At 60.4% G+C, this 15,233-nt stretch carries 11 protein-coding genes; 2 read left to right on the forward strand and 9 right to left on the reverse strand.

Annotated elements, in window-relative coordinates; translation table 11 throughout:
* Positions 1–239 precede the first annotated feature (239 nt).
* Entirely contained in the window at positions 240–395 is a 156-nt protein-coding gene (locus tag BRAGE_RS54975) for a hypothetical protein (protein WP_156950884.1), read from the forward strand.
* 231 nt (positions 396–626) lie between these two features.
* On the opposite strand, the gene BRAGE_RS0129070 is transcribed toward BRAGE_RS54975, so the two are convergent.
* The 7 genes from BRAGE_RS0129070 to BRAGE_RS0129105 form a co-directional block, all read right to left on the reverse strand.
* Positions 627–1,661 (reverse strand): pectinesterase family protein, encoded by a 1,035-nt coding sequence (locus tag BRAGE_RS0129070; RefSeq protein WP_027562775.1) that lies wholly within the window; start codon positions 1,659–1,661, stop codon positions 627–629.
* 255 nt (positions 1,662–1,916) lie between these two features.
* Positions 1,917–3,209 (reverse strand): glycoside hydrolase family 28 protein, encoded by a 1,293-nt coding sequence (locus BRAGE_RS0129075; protein ID WP_027562776.1) that lies wholly within the window; start codon positions 3,207–3,209, stop codon positions 1,917–1,919.
* 1,442 nt (positions 3,210–4,651) lie between these two features.
* Entirely contained in the window at positions 4,652–4,951 is a 300-nt protein-coding gene (locus BRAGE_RS49625; RefSeq protein ID WP_035730178.1) for a hypothetical protein, read from the reverse strand.
* A gap of 736 nt (positions 4,952–5,687) precedes the next feature.
* Entirely contained in the window at positions 5,688–6,857 is a 1,170-nt protein-coding gene (locus BRAGE_RS0129090; RefSeq protein WP_027562777.1) for a Wadjet anti-phage system protein JetD domain-containing protein, read from the reverse strand.
* Positions 6,858–6,859: 2 nt separating this feature from the next.
* Complete coding sequence (locus BRAGE_RS0129095; protein WP_027562778.1) at positions 6,860–10,294, reverse strand: SbcC/MukB-like Walker B domain-containing protein; 3,435 nt, start codon at positions 10,292–10,294, stop codon at positions 6,860–6,862.
* Between the two features lie 62 nt (positions 10,295–10,356).
* Positions 10,357–10,929, reverse strand: a complete 573-nt coding sequence (locus BRAGE_RS49630) for a DUF4194 domain-containing protein (protein WP_231164263.1) — start codon at positions 10,927–10,929, stop codon at positions 10,357–10,359.
* Positions 10,919–12,448: a Wadjet anti-phage system protein JetA family protein gene (locus tag BRAGE_RS0129105; protein WP_027562779.1), complete on the reverse strand. Its 1,530-nt coding sequence runs from the start codon at positions 12,446–12,448 to the stop codon at positions 10,919–10,921. Before BRAGE_RS0129105 ends, BRAGE_RS49630 begins: the two co-directional genes overlap by 11 nt.
* Positions 12,449–13,376: 928 nt before the next feature.
* On the opposite strand from BRAGE_RS0129105, the gene BRAGE_RS0129110 reads away from it, so the two are divergent.
* Positions 13,377–13,973: a hypothetical protein gene (locus BRAGE_RS0129110; protein ID WP_051378109.1), complete on the forward strand. Its 597-nt coding sequence runs from the start codon at positions 13,377–13,379 to the stop codon at positions 13,971–13,973.
* On the opposite strand, the gene BRAGE_RS0129115 is transcribed toward BRAGE_RS0129110, so the two are convergent.
* On the reverse strand, positions 13,974–14,264 hold the full coding sequence (locus tag BRAGE_RS0129115; protein ID WP_141263246.1) for a hypothetical protein: 291 nt from the start codon (positions 14,262–14,264) through the stop codon (positions 13,974–13,976). It abuts the gene before it with no gap.
* A 467-nt stretch (positions 14,265–14,731) separates the two neighbouring features.
* A complete protein-coding gene (locus BRAGE_RS51795; protein WP_027562782.1) occupies positions 14,732–15,175 on the reverse strand; it encodes a HipA domain-containing protein in 444 nt (147 codons plus the stop codon).
* Between the last annotated feature and the right edge of the window lie 58 nt (positions 15,176–15,233).

Raw genomic sequence — 15,233 nt, forward strand, 5'->3', positions numbered from 1 at the left:
GACAATCGACGCGATGACCTGTTCGTTTGTTCCGCGCAGCGGTCAGGAAGAAGGGCCGGAAAAAGGGATGCGGCAAGATCCTGCGCACGTGGCGGCTGCATCGGCGAAGCGGTGAGCTCGTGGAAATGCCAAACGGCTCCTTCCACTCCTGACGGCGAGGTCGCTATTACCGCCGGTTCCACCTGATAAGCTCAACAGGAGTTGCGCACGATCGATCCCTCCGTTGTTCGAGAGACAACATGAAAGAACAGACCTTTCCGGGGATACTCGGCGGCTTCATGGAAAGGGTTTCGGCGCAGAAGCGAGCCGTCCAGGCCTATTCGCTCGCTGCCGCCGGATTAATGATCGATCAAGAGGCCGATGGATCGCGGCGTTCACGGCCATTTCTGATATAGCCAGGGGCTGTAACGCCCCTCGCCACCGACCTATCTCAAGGGCTCTGCCGATCGCCGCGAGGCAAGGCATGCACCGTGAACTTGATGCGCTCCACACAGGGCTATCGCATGCAGTTGCGCGTTTTCCTGTTCGTGAGTAACCGTCTGGTGAGGTGTTCGATTGTCCACAAATATGGTGCCCAGCGGGATGTCGGTGACAGCTTACGCCGCCGTCATATCCGCGCTCACCCGTCATTCATCCGACGATCGCCGTCGTCTCGTCACCGTTGCTTTGTCTTCCATCGATATGGTCCCCTTTGGCAGCCAATCTGTGGCGCCTCCGAAGAACACGCTCAGCGACCATCTCGCAGCTTCGCCATCTGTCAGTTGATGGGAGTGGGGCTCGCGGGCTGAGGGGTTGGCCCCGAGGCCGAAGGATCTGTATTCAGCATAGTAGCTTGTCCTCAAGGTATCGGTCTTGCCGGGCGTCCATTCGCGCCACCCTTCCGCGATCACGGGGGCATCTATCTTCGCTGACAAGAAGACCACTGTGGCGTAGGGACGCCAAGGGCGGCCAAGTGCGATATAGCCCGCAGCAGGGGCGGCAGTTAACCTGCAATGATCAAAAACATAGCCACTGTCCTCATCCGGCGCTGCCTTGCTCTGAGCGGTATAGATGACCGCTTGATTAGCGATGCCGTGCAACTCACATTGCCGGAACCAGGCCTTGGCGTTACCAAAGATGAAATCGACATGCCCTTCGATGTAGCAGTTCGAGAAGTATTGTCGTGACATTCTGCCGTTTGGTCCCTTGCCAGCAAATAGCGTGTCCTGGGCACCGAGCAGGCGGACGCGCGTAACGAGGTCCCTGTCTCCGGTAACGGACAATGCTACGGCCTGCGAGGGGGGATTGGCCGGATTGAGGGCGTAGTCGTTCTGGATGGTCAGATTCTCGAGCCGCAAGTCATCGCCAGCGGCATCCAGCGTCGCCGAACGGGCGGTTCCTCCTACATTGATCGCGCCGTCGCCATACACAATGATCGTATCCTCCGGTTTCCTACCAGTCCCTTCGATATGAATGCCGGATTTGGAGATTTTGACCTTCTCGCGATAGACGCCCGGCGCGATCCGGACATTTCCGCCTTCCGCCGGCAATGCGTCGATGGCTTGCTGCACGGAGTGATAGTCTGCATTTCCGGCATGCGACACGAATAGTGGCTCAGCATACGCTGCCGGGATGCAGAAACATCCGGCCAGAAGCGCAGCGGAAGGCACGAAAATTCGCATGTGATCTCACTCGTCGTTGAGTTCGCGACACGTTCGACGCGGTCGATATGAGATACCGCCGCGGGATAGTCGCCGTGCATGGTCAAACACATTTTTTGCACAGAGTCAGAACCTGCACGTCACCTTCGTATTCCCGGCCCTGCAAACCGTCGGACAAGTGCAACCAACTCGGGGCATGAGGCTGACCTTCGTCACACCGGTCATCTTGCCCCAGATGCGGAACTCAGCAGCGAGTTCGACACCGGGTGTAGTGCTTTACCAACCGCCGTCGCGGAATGCGCTGGAACATACCTCCGATCCGCGCCGCAGCGGCTTTGCAACTCGTCCGGGCAGCGGCGGTGATACGTCAGATGCGGTAACGTTCGCATGTTCAACTTGCCAAGTCGCGGAACTGGCAAATCGGACATCTTCGAGTGTCACGTCAAGTGCATGCCCCTCGTCTAGGCCGCGCATCAGCAACACACCGGTGTCGCCATGCACATGACGGAGAACGATTTGCCGATAGACCGGAATCCTCGTGCCTCGTGCGCGCGGATCATATTTTGTATCGAAAGCCACCGGCCACCTGTTGCCCCTCAGGCACACGTACTCATAAGTCACGCTCTCTACCAGACCGCCTCGGCTAACATCGCTCTTGATGCGCAGGCCAGACGTCGTACCATCCAGCGTCAGATTACGCACCAATATGTCTCTGGCCCCGGAATTCACCTCACTGCCGATAGACATGCCATGCCCCCAGCCGAAATAATTATCAATGATCGAGATATGGCTGCTCGAGCCATTATCGCCGGCTTTGATTGCGACGTTGTCGTCACCCGTACGGATCAAGCTGTGAGTGATGGTCACATCCTGACTCGCGCCAAGATCTATGCCGTCGGTGTTGCGGGCATCCGCCGGCGAATCAATCGTGAGGCCCCAGAACGTGGCACCTTCGACCCTGCTCATCGCGACATGAAAATTGGGAGCGCTGCGCAAGGTGACACCAGAGAACGTGATGTCCTGCGCATGATCGATCTGGATCAAGCGCGGGGCGTTATGTTTGCCGCCCTGAGCTTGGGCGCGACGCGCTAGCTGCCACCAGCTTTCCGCGCCGCCGCCAATAATTGCTCCACCCTGACCGTCGATGATGCCCTCTCCGTAGATGCCGCCGCCACGCGTTTTTGAAAAGCTGATGAATGGCCGGCAGCCGTCGCCCTTTTCCGCGATGCGGCCACATTGTCCGAGGCCCTTGTCGTAAGCAGCAGGTTCGGGAATGGCGATCAGCGTCGCACCGCGTCCGATCCATAAGGTCACGCCCGATTTCATGTCGAGTGGACCTGAGTGAAACTCGCCGCGCCCGAGATAAACTGCAGCCCCAGCGGGGCAATGTTCAATGGCGTCTTGTAGGCTAACTGTATCGTTCTTGCCGGAAGGCACAGGGCGGTCGCAGACCGTATGAGGTGCAACAGGTTCGGCGATAGTCCGGCGGTCTTGCGCCTTTGCGGCGGGGCAGACAACCATGGAGGTGAGTATGGACAATAGGATCCAGTTGCGAAAACGCTTTATCATTGACCTGCTCGTGCTTTGTCGCACGCATCCTTGCCGCGTGCCTTTTCTGGTATTTGAGCGCTGGCTCGATCGAGCCGTCGCGCGCGTCACTGGCCCGCGCAAGATGACATTTATAAGACGCAGCAGAGGCTTCGACTTTGCGATCGCGCCGTAGCGCCTTGCCTATGCGCGAAGAAGACGAAGCGTTGTGCGATAGTCCAAAATCCAAACAGCTTCTCGGCGTTCTCACAGTGTTTAAGCGCCCGAAGCGGCATCTCAAGTGCGGGAGAATCCGCACTCCGCCGCATCGGCGTTCGATCAAAGACCCGCCTACAAGAAGTGTCAGGAGCGCCCACGGTCACTTGACACCGTGCAGCCAGGAAGGCGCACCGCAAGATTAGTAGCGACACGTCCCGGACGAACGTGGGGGATCAGCTTTCATGGCGGCGAGATCGAGGTCGAGCGCCGCAGGGTTAGGGACAAGAACTGTTCACCGCCTCTGGCGCTAAACTTTATCCAAGGCGATCCGCTGCGCTTCGATTGAGCCCCGGCTACTTGGCCGCTGCCAGATCGGCAAGGGGTCTAAACATCCAGCACTCCAATCACAGTCGAAAATGCGGCGCGATATTTCGCGCCAGCTGGCGCTCGCTCAGCAAGGGATGGACGCGAAGCCGGTTCGCCGTAAGCCTGCCGCATCTAATTGCTGCTCAAAGGCGTCTGCTCCCGCCTGGTTCGGTTGATCGTCTGGAACGGCGTGCTGTACCGATGGCGGAGGTGCGACATTGGAATGGCGCAATCGTGCGAGTCCATGCCAGCCTCCCCGTCAAGGATCACTGGGTTAGTCCCTATACGGAGAAGCTTTCGAGAAGCTGACGAGGCTGCGGCCCGCCCCAGATCGCATTCTCACCGAGAACCCGGTTCCTGGCGTCTCACGAATTTAGGTGACCGCCGTTACCTGCCGTCTTTCGGTGAATTGTGATCGTATGCGGACATAGTCAGCCGGTTCTCATCATCCTCCATGCGATGGCCGTGAGGCATAGTCGGCTTCCGCGGTCAGCACCGTCCGTCACTCGCATGCCTTGCCCCACGGCGATAGCCGACCATCGCGTCATTGAACGCGCCCCTCGCGCCCGATCCAGAGACGTCTACCGGTAATTTGAACACCTTAAGACGGACAAAACGACCGAATTGGCTGGCTCAAGCTGGAGAGCTTTGATATTCGATTCAGAACATCTGCTGAGCAGCCCCGAAGCAGGAGACTCTAGCCAAAGACGCGGCGATACGTCCCGTATGTGGTGCTACTGTGCGCGCATCCCCTTGCCAACACACCGCGGTCAACCAAACGCGCCTATCGACAGGGCCGCTGTCCAATTCGCCCGCCGGGCGCGCAACCCCATGCGTCGCAAGATCTTCACCAATTCCGCGACAAAACCGTTCGCTTGCCAACGTGCGCGGCAGCACTTTCAGCGGTCCCATGTTCGACTCGAAAACGTCACACCAGCATTCTGATCAACAGGATCATCGAAGCTTCGGGATTTGCGCGGTCGCGCGTTACGTATTGAATTGTTCGCCGCAGGGTTGCGCTGGCGTTTATCGATCGATGATGAAACCGCTCGACGCTCAAGCCTCCTCTCGAGATCCGCCAATCCTGCCTTACATTCCTCGACAACCGAGTGGGCGCGAAGCAGCTTGACCTTGAGCTCGTCCTGTTGCCTGACTATTTTCTCGAGATCCCAATCGTCCTGCATCAGCTTATTGACCATCTGCAAAGCGCCGATTGAACGCCGCCGCTTAGCTTTACAAACCCAGACTCGGCATCTCGCAGATGGCCGCGCTTGAGCCCCAGCGAAAAGTGACGCAACCAATGGTCCTGAGGTATAACGCTTTTACGTTGGCCTGCACCATCTTGTTGAGGACCGCCATTCCCCGCGAGCCCTTTACAAGACAATCGGATTCTGCCCGGCAAACTGGAGCGCGATCCGAAGATGTCAGAGTTCGCGGCGCAGCCGCATGGTTTGGAAAGCGCATCAGGAGACCTCTGCCACCAACCAACCGGGCAAGTTTCATCTGAATACCTCGACCGAATGCTGAACGAGCATCATAGTCAGAAGTGGTTGGTCACATATTCAAGCAACCGGCATGCCAATGCCGGTTGAGCGTTTTATGAAGAACCGATGTCGGTTTTCCCGTAGCACGTAGTTGCAGGCGGTGCTGTTGTCGGGTTTGAACAAACCACGTCTTGAACGAGACATCCGAAGCCGCAACCACGACGTCCACAGCAGCGCTCACCCTGGCAGCGCTCAATAGAAAGATATTGCGTGCGGCGGCCAGAATGCTCCCACCATTTTCGTGCGTTGTGTCGAAGCACGGCAAGGAGCCGCCCCGCCCTACTTATGGCGTTCGCGCTGCGGAACGCAGGTGTTGTTCACAAAGGCCGACGGAGGTCGTCGGCCGAGCAAGCTCATCGGGATCGGCACCGCGTTGATCCGCGCGCATTTTCTAATGAAGCTCCGGCAGGACTGGATCGAGTTCTTCCTGCTCGAGTGTCTTGGCTCCATCTTCCGCCAGGTACGCTGCCAGAGCCGCGATCCCGGAGTTCGGTGGACATCGAGCGGGTGCCGATTTTTTGAAGGGCACTTGTCCCAAGCGCTCGGCGACTTCGACGCTCATGAGGTGGGGACGGATCGGTCGATCGACGGCGCGCTCGATGGTGTGGAAGATCCAGGTGCCGTCCGGATCGATGTCCGACCAATGAAAGATCGGCGTCTGTTCGAATACCAATCCTGCGATGGTCCGCAGCGCCTGCTGGGTGGCAAGCGAGGGGTACCCGCCGACATACATGGTCGTACCAAATCGGCCGGGGTCCGCTTCGGCGATGTGCCGGTTGAAGCTTGCGAAATTTTCGATTGTCAGAATGTAGGCCGGCGGCTCCCGGAAGCGGACGCGATCTGCTTCCTTGGGACTGATGCCGAGATAATGCGGAGAGATACCGGACAGGTCGGCTCCATCAAGGTCGATCTTGCCTGCGATCAGAAGCGGCGGGGCAAAACGCTCCAGTCCGATCGCTCGCAGTGCCTCGCGGGGGCGGGCACCAGGCGGAAAGTCCATTACGCCGCTCAAAAGCCGGACCACGGCACCCTCGATGCGCTCGAGTATCTTGCTGTGCCCCACCGTACGTCGCGAGAAAGTTTTGTAGTCGACGTCCAGATGCTTGTTATCGAGGATCGCCTGGGCGAGAACGAATGCGTGGCGCAACGTGTCGACCTCGGACGAACCGAATCCGTGCCACGTCTTACCCCGCGCCCACACCTCCGCGATTTGAGAGCCGCTGTTCGTCAGGGACTCGTTCAGCGCCACTCCGGCTACAAGCCGCGCGGCGGCGTCCTCCGCGATGCGTGACGCCGGCGTGCGGTCGAGATATCGGTATAAGATCTCCGCCGAGGCCAACCGCACGTGCGCCACTTGGTCCCGCTTCGCGCCGCGCCCCCAGCCAATGGACACCGCGCCGGCACTTTCGGCTTTCCTGATCTGGTTCAGAAACGCGTCCGCCGCGACTACCGACGAGAAAGCGGCATAGTCGGGGTGGGCGATTGGACTTGCGGCGCCGGCCTCGAAGCGATCGAGCAGGTCGTTCAGCAGGCCGATCGCGTCCGTGAAACGTCGCGCCATGACTACTCGGCGGCGAGACGGGTGGCGAGCTCATCTTCGGACATCAGGTCCGGATCGATGGCCATCAGTTCGCGCTTGGCCTTTTCTTTAAGTTCCACCACTGTGGCTCTGGACTGTTCGCCGATGCGGTCCACCTCCACGATTGTGTCCATGTGCTCGAGCACGGCGACCCGCTTCTCGAACGGCGCCGCGATCACGAACTGCAGCCCGAGTTTTTTGTAAAAGCTCATCATCTGCCGCTGGTTCTTGCCGTCCATCTTGGAGAAGGCCTCGTCGAACATGGCGAGGGCGAAGCCGGCGGGCTTGCCGACACGACGCTCCGCGCTGCCGTAGACGGCGGCCAGCGAAGCGCCGATGGCGACGTAGATGGGCACCTGCTGTTCGGCGCCGGATCCGGTGCCGCGCCGCTGCTCCCAGCGGGTTGAACGGCCCGTAGCGACATCCTCCATGTGAATCTCGAAGGTGTAGAAGTTGCGGTAGTCCTCGAACTGCGTGAAGTCCTTGTCTTGATCCTCAAGCAATGCCTCGAGCGCAAGGATCGTGTCCTTGTGCGGGAAGTCATCGGGCACGTCGCCCCGGAACAGCATATCGAGCGCCTCCGGAGAGGTTTTGGCAATCTCGATGATCTTCAGGATGGGTTGGAATTCCACGACCTGGGTGCGGTGGAATGAATAGCGCTCGTTGTGGAAGGGATGTGCGTAGAGACTGCGGTTCAACGACTGCAGCTCCCGCTCCATCTTGCCGATCCGGGCCGTTAGCGCGTTGATGAACTCACCGCGCAGCAGGGTGCAGGCCTTTTCCGCCGCTTCCCGAGCCTGCCGTTCGTACTGGCGTAGCTCGTTGGATTCGATGTCCGAGATGAGCTGTTCCATCCAGGGCTTCACCTCCCGCAGCGGCTCGCTCTCCGCGCCGACTTGCGAGCTCATCCCGAACTGGTCGAAGTAATCGTAAAGGAGTTCGCGGACCCGTCGCTCGATCCGGAGGCGTTCGGCGTCGGAGGCGTCCGCATCTTTGAGCGCTCTGTCGGCGATGGCGCGGTGTTTCTCCGCGAAGCCCTTCTGGGCCGCGGCATTGAGGCGCTCGCGGTACACGATCCTGCCCTTCGCGGCGGAGTAGAGCGGGAAGGTCTTGCGATAGATCGACCGGGCGACCCGCAGGTTAAGCTCGGAGCCGGGTACGTTTTCGCCCTCTCCTAGTCTCCTTTCTGCCGATCTGACCTCACCGTCATGCTCGCCGAAAGCCTTCTGCTGGATCTTTCGCTCATCGAGCCTCTTCTCCTTCAGCTTCTGCTGCGCTCGTTTCTTGTCGCGAAGTCCACCGTCGCCCGCGCCGTCGAGCGCTTCAAGCCTCGCCTGGGCTTCGGCGATCTCGGTCTGCGCGGCTGCGAAGGCAGCGGCGCTAGCGTTCAGATCGTTACGCCCCTCGCAAATGTTCTTCAGAGCGGCAAAGGCCTGCTCTGCCGCCTGGGCCTCCTTGCTCTTTTCCCTTTGGAGCCGATCCAATTCCTCGGCCTGATCCTGCAGCGAGCGCAGGGCGTTCGCCTGGGCCGCCTTTCCAATCTTATGCTGCGAGGCTTCGATCCAGCGATGGGTCCTTACGAGGCCGTCGTCATAGAGGCCGTCCTTCATGATAGCCCGGCCGGGCCTGTTGAACTGATCGAGCGTGTCCGCGAGGCGGACTGTGCCGTAGCGGCGCATGATGAAGGCCATCGCGTCCGGATCCTGGCTCCGGAAGATCGAGGGGAAAGTACCGCGCTCCGGCTTGGCCCTGAACTGCTCGAGCTTGTTTAGGCTCACGAGCGATGCATGGCGAAACTCGCGGCGACCTTCCTTGAAGATTGACGTGGCGGCGCTGATATCCGCTCTGTCCACGAACACGGCTTCCCGGTCGCGGCCGAGGAGCGCCTCGGCGGCTCCTACCCACTCGGGTTCGGCGACTTCGATGATGTCGCAGAGCACGCGCGGGACCATTCCGCTCTGCCGCAGCCTGCGGCAGAGGAGTTCAGTGTCGTCGCCGAGATAGGCCCGCGCCCCTCCGGCGGCGTGCTGTCGGATCCGTTCGAGCACCTCATCGCGCCGGCCTCGGAGCCCGGAAAGCTCCGCGATGATCGTTTGACGCGCTTCGTCGATCTTCGGCAGCCATTTCGTGCCGCTTGCGGCGAAGGACTTCTCGGCCGCGGAGAGCTCGTCGGAGACGTGCCCGATCTCGGCCCCGGCGGTGGCAGTCAGAAGACGCTCAAGCGCAGGAACGAAGTCCTCGAAACCGTCCGCGCACATCGCGCGTAGCGGCTCCAGGCGACGGATGTTCTCCATGCGAGCCTTGAAGTCCACGGAGGCGCGGTGCGCCGCCTGCCCGGCCACATCGGCGGTCTGCTGCAGGGACTTTCTGCCGGTCTTGGCATCGTGCTCGGCGATCGCGGCCGTGAGGCGTTCGATCTCGTTATCGATGGCTTTGACGTCGTCGTCGATGAAATCGAGTTCTTTTGCTGCGGCGTCCCGGCGCGCCATCTCGGTACGCCGCTTGGTCTTGAAGTCCAGGTTTGTCGCGCGTGCCGCGAGCCAAGTCGCGCGTTTTGCGATCCACTCCTCCCTAAACTTGGTCTCGAGCGTTTCTTCAAGAGTGCCGAGGACGACACGAAGCGCCCTCAGGGCTTCGAGCCTGAGGCGCATCTTTCGGATGGTTTCGCTGATGTTGCGGTATGTCTGGATCGACTCGCGCAGCTCCTTGATGCCGATCGGGCTGTCCTCGAGGATGTAGTTCCGCACGAACTGCGTGGCCGTCTGGTTGTGGTCGAGCGTCATCGCGTTGACGATTGATTTCTGAAGGGCGCTGGCGTTCTGCTCGCCATAGGGCGAATGCGGCAGAAGATGGCGCATGTACTCGCGGACGTAGTCGCTTGCCCGATCGCGATGATTGACGAAGTTGCCTTCGCCGACCGCAGCGACGATCCGGGCGCGCACGTCCTCCCAAGGCGCCGGGAATTGCGACTTTCCTCGCTGCTCGATGAAGTCCTTGGAGCTCAGAACGGTCCCGACGGCGACGAACAGTGCCAGCACGGTCTCCCTGCTGTCGGACTTGCGCGCCTCAAGCGCCATGCCGATCGTGACCGGCGGTCGATCGCCTTCCTTGTCTTCGAACCCTAGCGCCACGTAGGTGCGCGCCTCGTCGCGCCGGCGCTGGTCTTCGCCGAGCGTCCCAAGGCAGTAATCGACGACGCTGCGTTTGGAGCCGCTGCGCGATTTTCCGCTGTCGCCGGCGACGGCGTTCAGGCGCAAGAACCGCCGGCTCCCGCCGGTGAGAACGACCTGTGCCATGTCGAGGATTGTCGATTTGCCGGACCGGTTCTCGCCCAAGACCCCGACGTGTCCTATCACGTCGATGTCGGCCACATCGAACAGGTGCCAGTTCACCATCGTCAGGTGGCGTAGCTCCATCATGCCTCGTCTCCTGCCGGCTGCGGAAACCGCGCCTCCTCGCTACGGACGTAGCGCTCCAGCCGTTAGAGGGCATCGCCGCCACTGATCAGCTTGATCATCGGGCGGATCCTGATCTCGCAGTCCTGCTCCTCGTCGTCAAAATCACCGATCTCGACCAAACTGCGTTGGGCGGCCTCGCGCAGGATGTCCCGGAAGCGGGCGGCCGAGATCGCGCCTCCGCCGCCGTATTGCGCCATCTCGCGGTAGCGATCGAACAGGTCATTCAAAGTGGCCACTACGACGGCCCGGTCCTCGACCGCTCCGACGTTCACCTCCTGTTGCCAGTATGCTGCCAGCACCAGCACAACAATGGTTTCGTCGAGCTTCATTCGAGGCAGCGGCACGTCCTCATCCATGGCGACGATGCCGGCCCATTGCGCCTCCGGATCGCGATGGACGCGGTATCCGCAACTATCGAAGAAGCCGTCGACCACGTCGCGGAAGCGGCCATCCATGATCGTGTTGTAGACTGTCCCAGTCCGGGGATCTCCCGCGAACACGAACTGCCGCCGTAGCAGGAAGTGCAGCGCTTTGCGGAGGTCGGCTGCTTTTTCCGCGCCGAAGGAGCGCTCGGCGTTTTCGAACTCACTGAGCACGGGCTGCCTCTGCTTTCCGGAAGTGGCCGGATCGCCTGACCACGAAGTTCGCACACCGAAGCCATTCGCTGTCGTGGGGCGGCGTGTCTGGGCGCGGCTCCAGATCGAACCCGGCCGCGACCTGCGCCGGAACTTCGCCCGTCAACGCGTATCGGCGGGCGCAATCGAAGGCGAGAAAATCGTCCACGTTATCGATTTCCATGAAGCGGGCTTCTCTGGTCGCGAATGGCGGCACCTGGCCCTCGAGGAATCGTCTGACATCTTCGGGGCGGGGCGCGATACGAGCGATGTACTCGAGGCGGAGCTTCTTGCGCAGTTCGTACAGCGGGTCCGATGGCGGCTCGGCGAGCTCCCTTGCTTCGACGGGGCGACGCGGCTGCCTGGCCGGGGCCTGATGGTGCTCCGACCATGGGGACCGCAGCGGCTCGATGCTCCATTCGATAGTGGCCTTGTGGTGTCTGCCGTCCCGCAGTAGGGCATCCAGGCGCCGCACCAGGTCGCCGGCCCGTCCGACGAGTCCCTGCCCGCCCCGCTCCGCATACTTAATGGTGTTGCGGACCCGGGCTTCGAGCTGCCTGCGGAAGGCCTCGATCCTATCGAACATCTCCCCGATCTGTTCGAAGATGCTTTCGATGGCCAGTAGGTCGTCGGCCGCGGCCATGCGGCCGTCCTCGATATCGGCTGCCATGCTGGAAGCTGTGTACTCCTCGGCGAGGACCTGCATGGTTTCTGGGGTATAGGAGATCCTCCGGGCGAGATCGACGATAGCGTCTCGGAAGCGGTACGGATGGTTGACGGTGAGGATGGACTCGAAATCCTTCAGCAGGAGCTGGTCGACGAACTCCTCGAAAAAGGCTTCCAGCCGGGTAGCGACTGTTTTCGACTCCATGACCGTCCGTCGGACGCGCTTCAGGTCGGCGAGAATGGCCCGCAGGCTCCTCGTGAACTGGTCGGCCTGATTGCGCGCCTCGCGGACGGCGAGCGCGGCTTCGCGCTGCTTGCGGTCGGTGATCTCGGGCCTCAGTTTTTCAACGGCCTCCAGGTTGAGGCGGATTTGCACGATCAAGCCGCCGAATCGCTGCGAGAGATCCTTGTTGAGGCTCGCGAGCCGCTGGATCACGAGCAGCGGTCCCATAGCCATGTCCACGGTAACGCGAAGCCCGTATTCCTCCTCTTCAAGCCATCCCCAGGCGAGCAGCCGGGCGTACAATTGTCGGGCAAGACCGAGCGCCTTGTCGCCCTTCTCGGAAGCGAGCGCGACGTCGGCCTTCCGGATCCGGCGGCGTCCCGCGGAGATCATTTCCGGCAGGCTGCCAAAATCATCGCCTTCATTCCAGAGGGCGGGGTTTTCGCGCATGACGTCGTAGATGGCATGGACGACCTGTTGGGGGGTTGGAAACGACGGCACGCCTGAAAAGAAGCGTTCATGGAGGTCGAGCAGACAGGCCGCGTACAGGTGCTTGTGATCGCGCGAGAAGGCTAAAAACGCGTCGTCATGCAAATGGCGGAACAAGGACAATCGCTATCACTCCCTGAATCGGCATCATCCAAAAAGGGATGCAGCTTGTCGCCTGCACTCAGAATCTGCCTAGGGGATACCTCGGTCGAGATGTATCGCAAGGCTGCTGCAACTGAGAGGATGTGTTCACTGTATGTTCGTGTATAGCTTGGCAAAGAGCTGTTGTCGAGCTGTAGCTCTCGCCATCACCAGTGCGAGATGGGGCGTCTTGGTCTCCCTGTTGTTCCTCAAGGGCTCGTCGATCGCGTCCGCAGCGCCTTGACAAGAAGCAAAAGAACGTGCAGGGCCACGACCGAAAGCACCATGGACTTCCTGCGTGACGTCCGCAGCCGCGTCATCGGCCAGGCTGAGATTTCAACGGACGGCTTCCATCTCCTACGGCGGAGCGATCCGCAATGCCTTCGGCCCGGACGCCTCTCATGGCGGGATCGTAAAGACCTACTCGGTAACGCATCTGGTGAAGGAGCGCAGGGCCGCCACTCGCCCGCCGCCGCAGCGGTGGTAAGCCGTGACGTAGTATCTGGCGATCCCGATCAGTACGTTTCGGCCAGCTATGTTGAGCGTCAGAGCCTTTCGCTGCGCATGGCTTCGCGCCGGTTCACCCTCCTCATCAACGGCTTTAGCAAGAAGCTGGACAACCACGTTGCGTGCGGTCGCGCTGTACGTCGCGCACTACAATCTGTGCCGCGTCCATGAGGCCCTGCGCACGACGCCAGCTAAGGCCCTAGGCGTGGCTGACAAGGCGTGGAGAGTTACTCAGCTGACGCCGCACTCTCCGTGGCGCCTGCACTGCCCACTAAGACGCCGCCAGATCGTCGCCGGAAGTTCACTGTAATTCAGGGAGGGAGGCAGGGGTGAGTCATAATGACTCACTAAAAACCCTTGCTGAATCAATGATTCTGATACTCTGCCATCCAAGGAGATTCGGATGGCAGACCCAACTTACAATTTGAACGGCGGCTTTAAGCCGACAATGAAAAGGTTCGCTGATCTCAGCGGGCCTGATTTTTTCCCCACTCCACCGTGGGCAACGTTTGCTCTGATCGACAATGAAAAATTCACCGGCGAGATTTGGGAAAGCGCGTGTGGTGATGGGACGATGTCCCGGGTACTAGAGCAGACCGGGCAGCCCGTTCGCAGTTCTGATTTATACGATCGCGGCTATGGTGAGATCGGCTTTGACTTTCTTGAGCCGCAATGGTCAGCCGACAACATCGTAACCAATCCGCCTTACAACTGCGCTGAGGGTTTTGTCGCCAGCGGCGTCATGCATTCGAACCGTAAGTTCGCACTGCTGTTGCGGCTTGCCTTCTTAGAGGGCGCGAACCGCGCAAATACGATCTTCGCAAAGATACCGCCCGCCCGGGTCTGGGTTTTCAGTGAACGTATTACTTTCTATCCTCGCGGCGTGGAACCCAAGGGCAGCGGAACGACGGCTTATGCATGGTTTGTTTGGGATAAAGAAGCGCCGGGCAGAACCGAACTGAAATGGTTCAAACCCGGCTATAAGGCGAAGTTCTCCTAGCTAGGCGGCAACCTCGCGCCCCGGCAACGCCAAGCCGCCGGGGATGGCGACAAGCTTGCCTTCGTAGATGGCGTTTCCGGGCGACGCTTTATGCGAGGTGATGTTGCGCACCTGCTGCTCCCATAACGCCTCGCCCGGCCGGGTCGGTGATGACGCAAGGTCTTCGGCTGAAAGCGGTAGGTAGTTCGGAATTTCTTCAATCAACTCTTTTATGGTCGCACGACCTATAGCTCGATCAGTAAGAACTTTGATGGCCGCTTCGGCAACGTCAGCTTCGGTAACTCGGGACATATTCCCTACCTCCATTCTGGTGGAGTCCAGAGATAGGTTCGCGCACTGGTAGTTGGAGTCAGTATAACTACGGTGTGTAATTTCAGTGACCTTTTGAATCCCGAGTGGCCTATTTCGGCCAGTACCCCAGCCCTCGCTGTGCCATGAGCCTTGAGCACGATGTGCAGCCATGTTTCATGCGGCGAGGCAGGCAGGCTCGGCTTTCGTCGCGACATGCGTCTATTGCTAGGGTGATGGGGCTTCTGCGCCTTCCGGCGCTGGATCGGCTTGCTTCAGGCGCTCTAGGTAGCCGCGCGCGCGAAATCACCGCCTCGACCACCGTTTCCAGGACGAGATCGCCGCGGGCAGGCATGCCTTCGACCTCGGCCTTGGCCGACATTGCATGGTGCGTCACGGACCTGAGCAATCTCGGAGACGCGCCGGATCGTCTGCGCTGGAGTGAGCTTGCAGTCGATGGCGAAGCGTTCCTAGTGGTTGCGTCCGAGCTGGTCAGCCTGCTTCTGCCCGCCGATCTTCTGCGTCATGTTGCGGGTGATCTTCGGATATGGCGCCGCACAGACGATGTCGTGACCTGGCGCCATGGCGGCGCCGCGCGCCGATAGCATCAGCGAGTAATTTTTGGCGTGAGAATCCGTGTTCCAAACCATCGGATTGAAGGTCGCAAGATCGACGAAGCGGGCGGTCTGCTGTGCTGTCATGTGGCGCTGGGTCACGCCGAGCATGTCGGCCAATGATGGTCCTTTTAGGCCTGTGTCGTTGTTCTGGTACTTGGCAGCTGGCGGTCGGCCCAGGGCTTGGCAGAAGTCCTCCTGATGCAGCATGTGGGTCGATGGCGTGCCGTCGATCGGTATATACAGGGTGTCGCCATCCAGCGCGATGGCGAGCTTCGTCTGCGCACCGGCAAGCGACATCGACACGCCGTCCTCGCCGACGAGGAAGGGCTTGTGGGGTAGCTCGTTGAGGGATGCG

It is taken from the genome of Bradyrhizobium genosp. SA-4 str. CB756 (assembly GCF_000473125.1).
Classification (GTDB): domain Bacteria; phylum Pseudomonadota; class Alphaproteobacteria; order Rhizobiales; family Xanthobacteraceae; genus Bradyrhizobium; species Bradyrhizobium arachidis.

Excerpts from the sequence above, each read along its gene's own strand:
- BRAGE_RS54975 (WP_156950884.1), top strand. The coding sequence starts at position 240 with ATGAAAGAACAGACCTTTCCGGGGATACTCGGCGGCTTCATGGAAAGG.
- BRAGE_RS0129070 (WP_027562775.1), bottom strand. The coding sequence starts at position 1,661 with ATGCGAATTTTCGTGCCTTCCGCTGCGCTTCTGGCCGGATGTTTCTGC.
- BRAGE_RS0129075 (WP_027562776.1), bottom strand. The coding sequence starts at position 3,209 with ATGATAAAGCGTTTTCGCAACTGGATCCTATTGTCCATACTCACCTCC.
- BRAGE_RS49625 (WP_035730178.1), bottom strand. The coding sequence starts at position 4,951 with ATGGTCAATAAGCTGATGCAGGACGATTGGGATCTCGAGAAAATAGTC.
- BRAGE_RS0129090 (WP_027562777.1), bottom strand. The coding sequence starts at position 6,857 with ATGGCGCGACGTTTCACGGACGCGATCGGCCTGCTGAACGACCTGCTC.
- BRAGE_RS0129095 (WP_027562778.1), bottom strand. The coding sequence starts at position 10,294 with ATGATGGAGCTACGCCACCTGACGATGGTGAACTGGCACCTGTTCGAT.
- BRAGE_RS0129110 (WP_051378109.1), top strand. The coding sequence starts at position 13,377 with ATGGCAGACCCAACTTACAATTTGAACGGCGGCTTTAAGCCGACAATG.
- BRAGE_RS0129115 (WP_141263246.1), bottom strand. The coding sequence starts at position 14,264 with ATGTCCCGAGTTACCGAAGCTGACGTTGCCGAAGCGGCCATCAAAGTT.
- BRAGE_RS51795 (WP_027562782.1), bottom strand. The coding sequence starts at position 15,175 with ATGTCGCTTGCCGGTGCGCAGACGAAGCTCGCCATCGCGCTGGATGGC.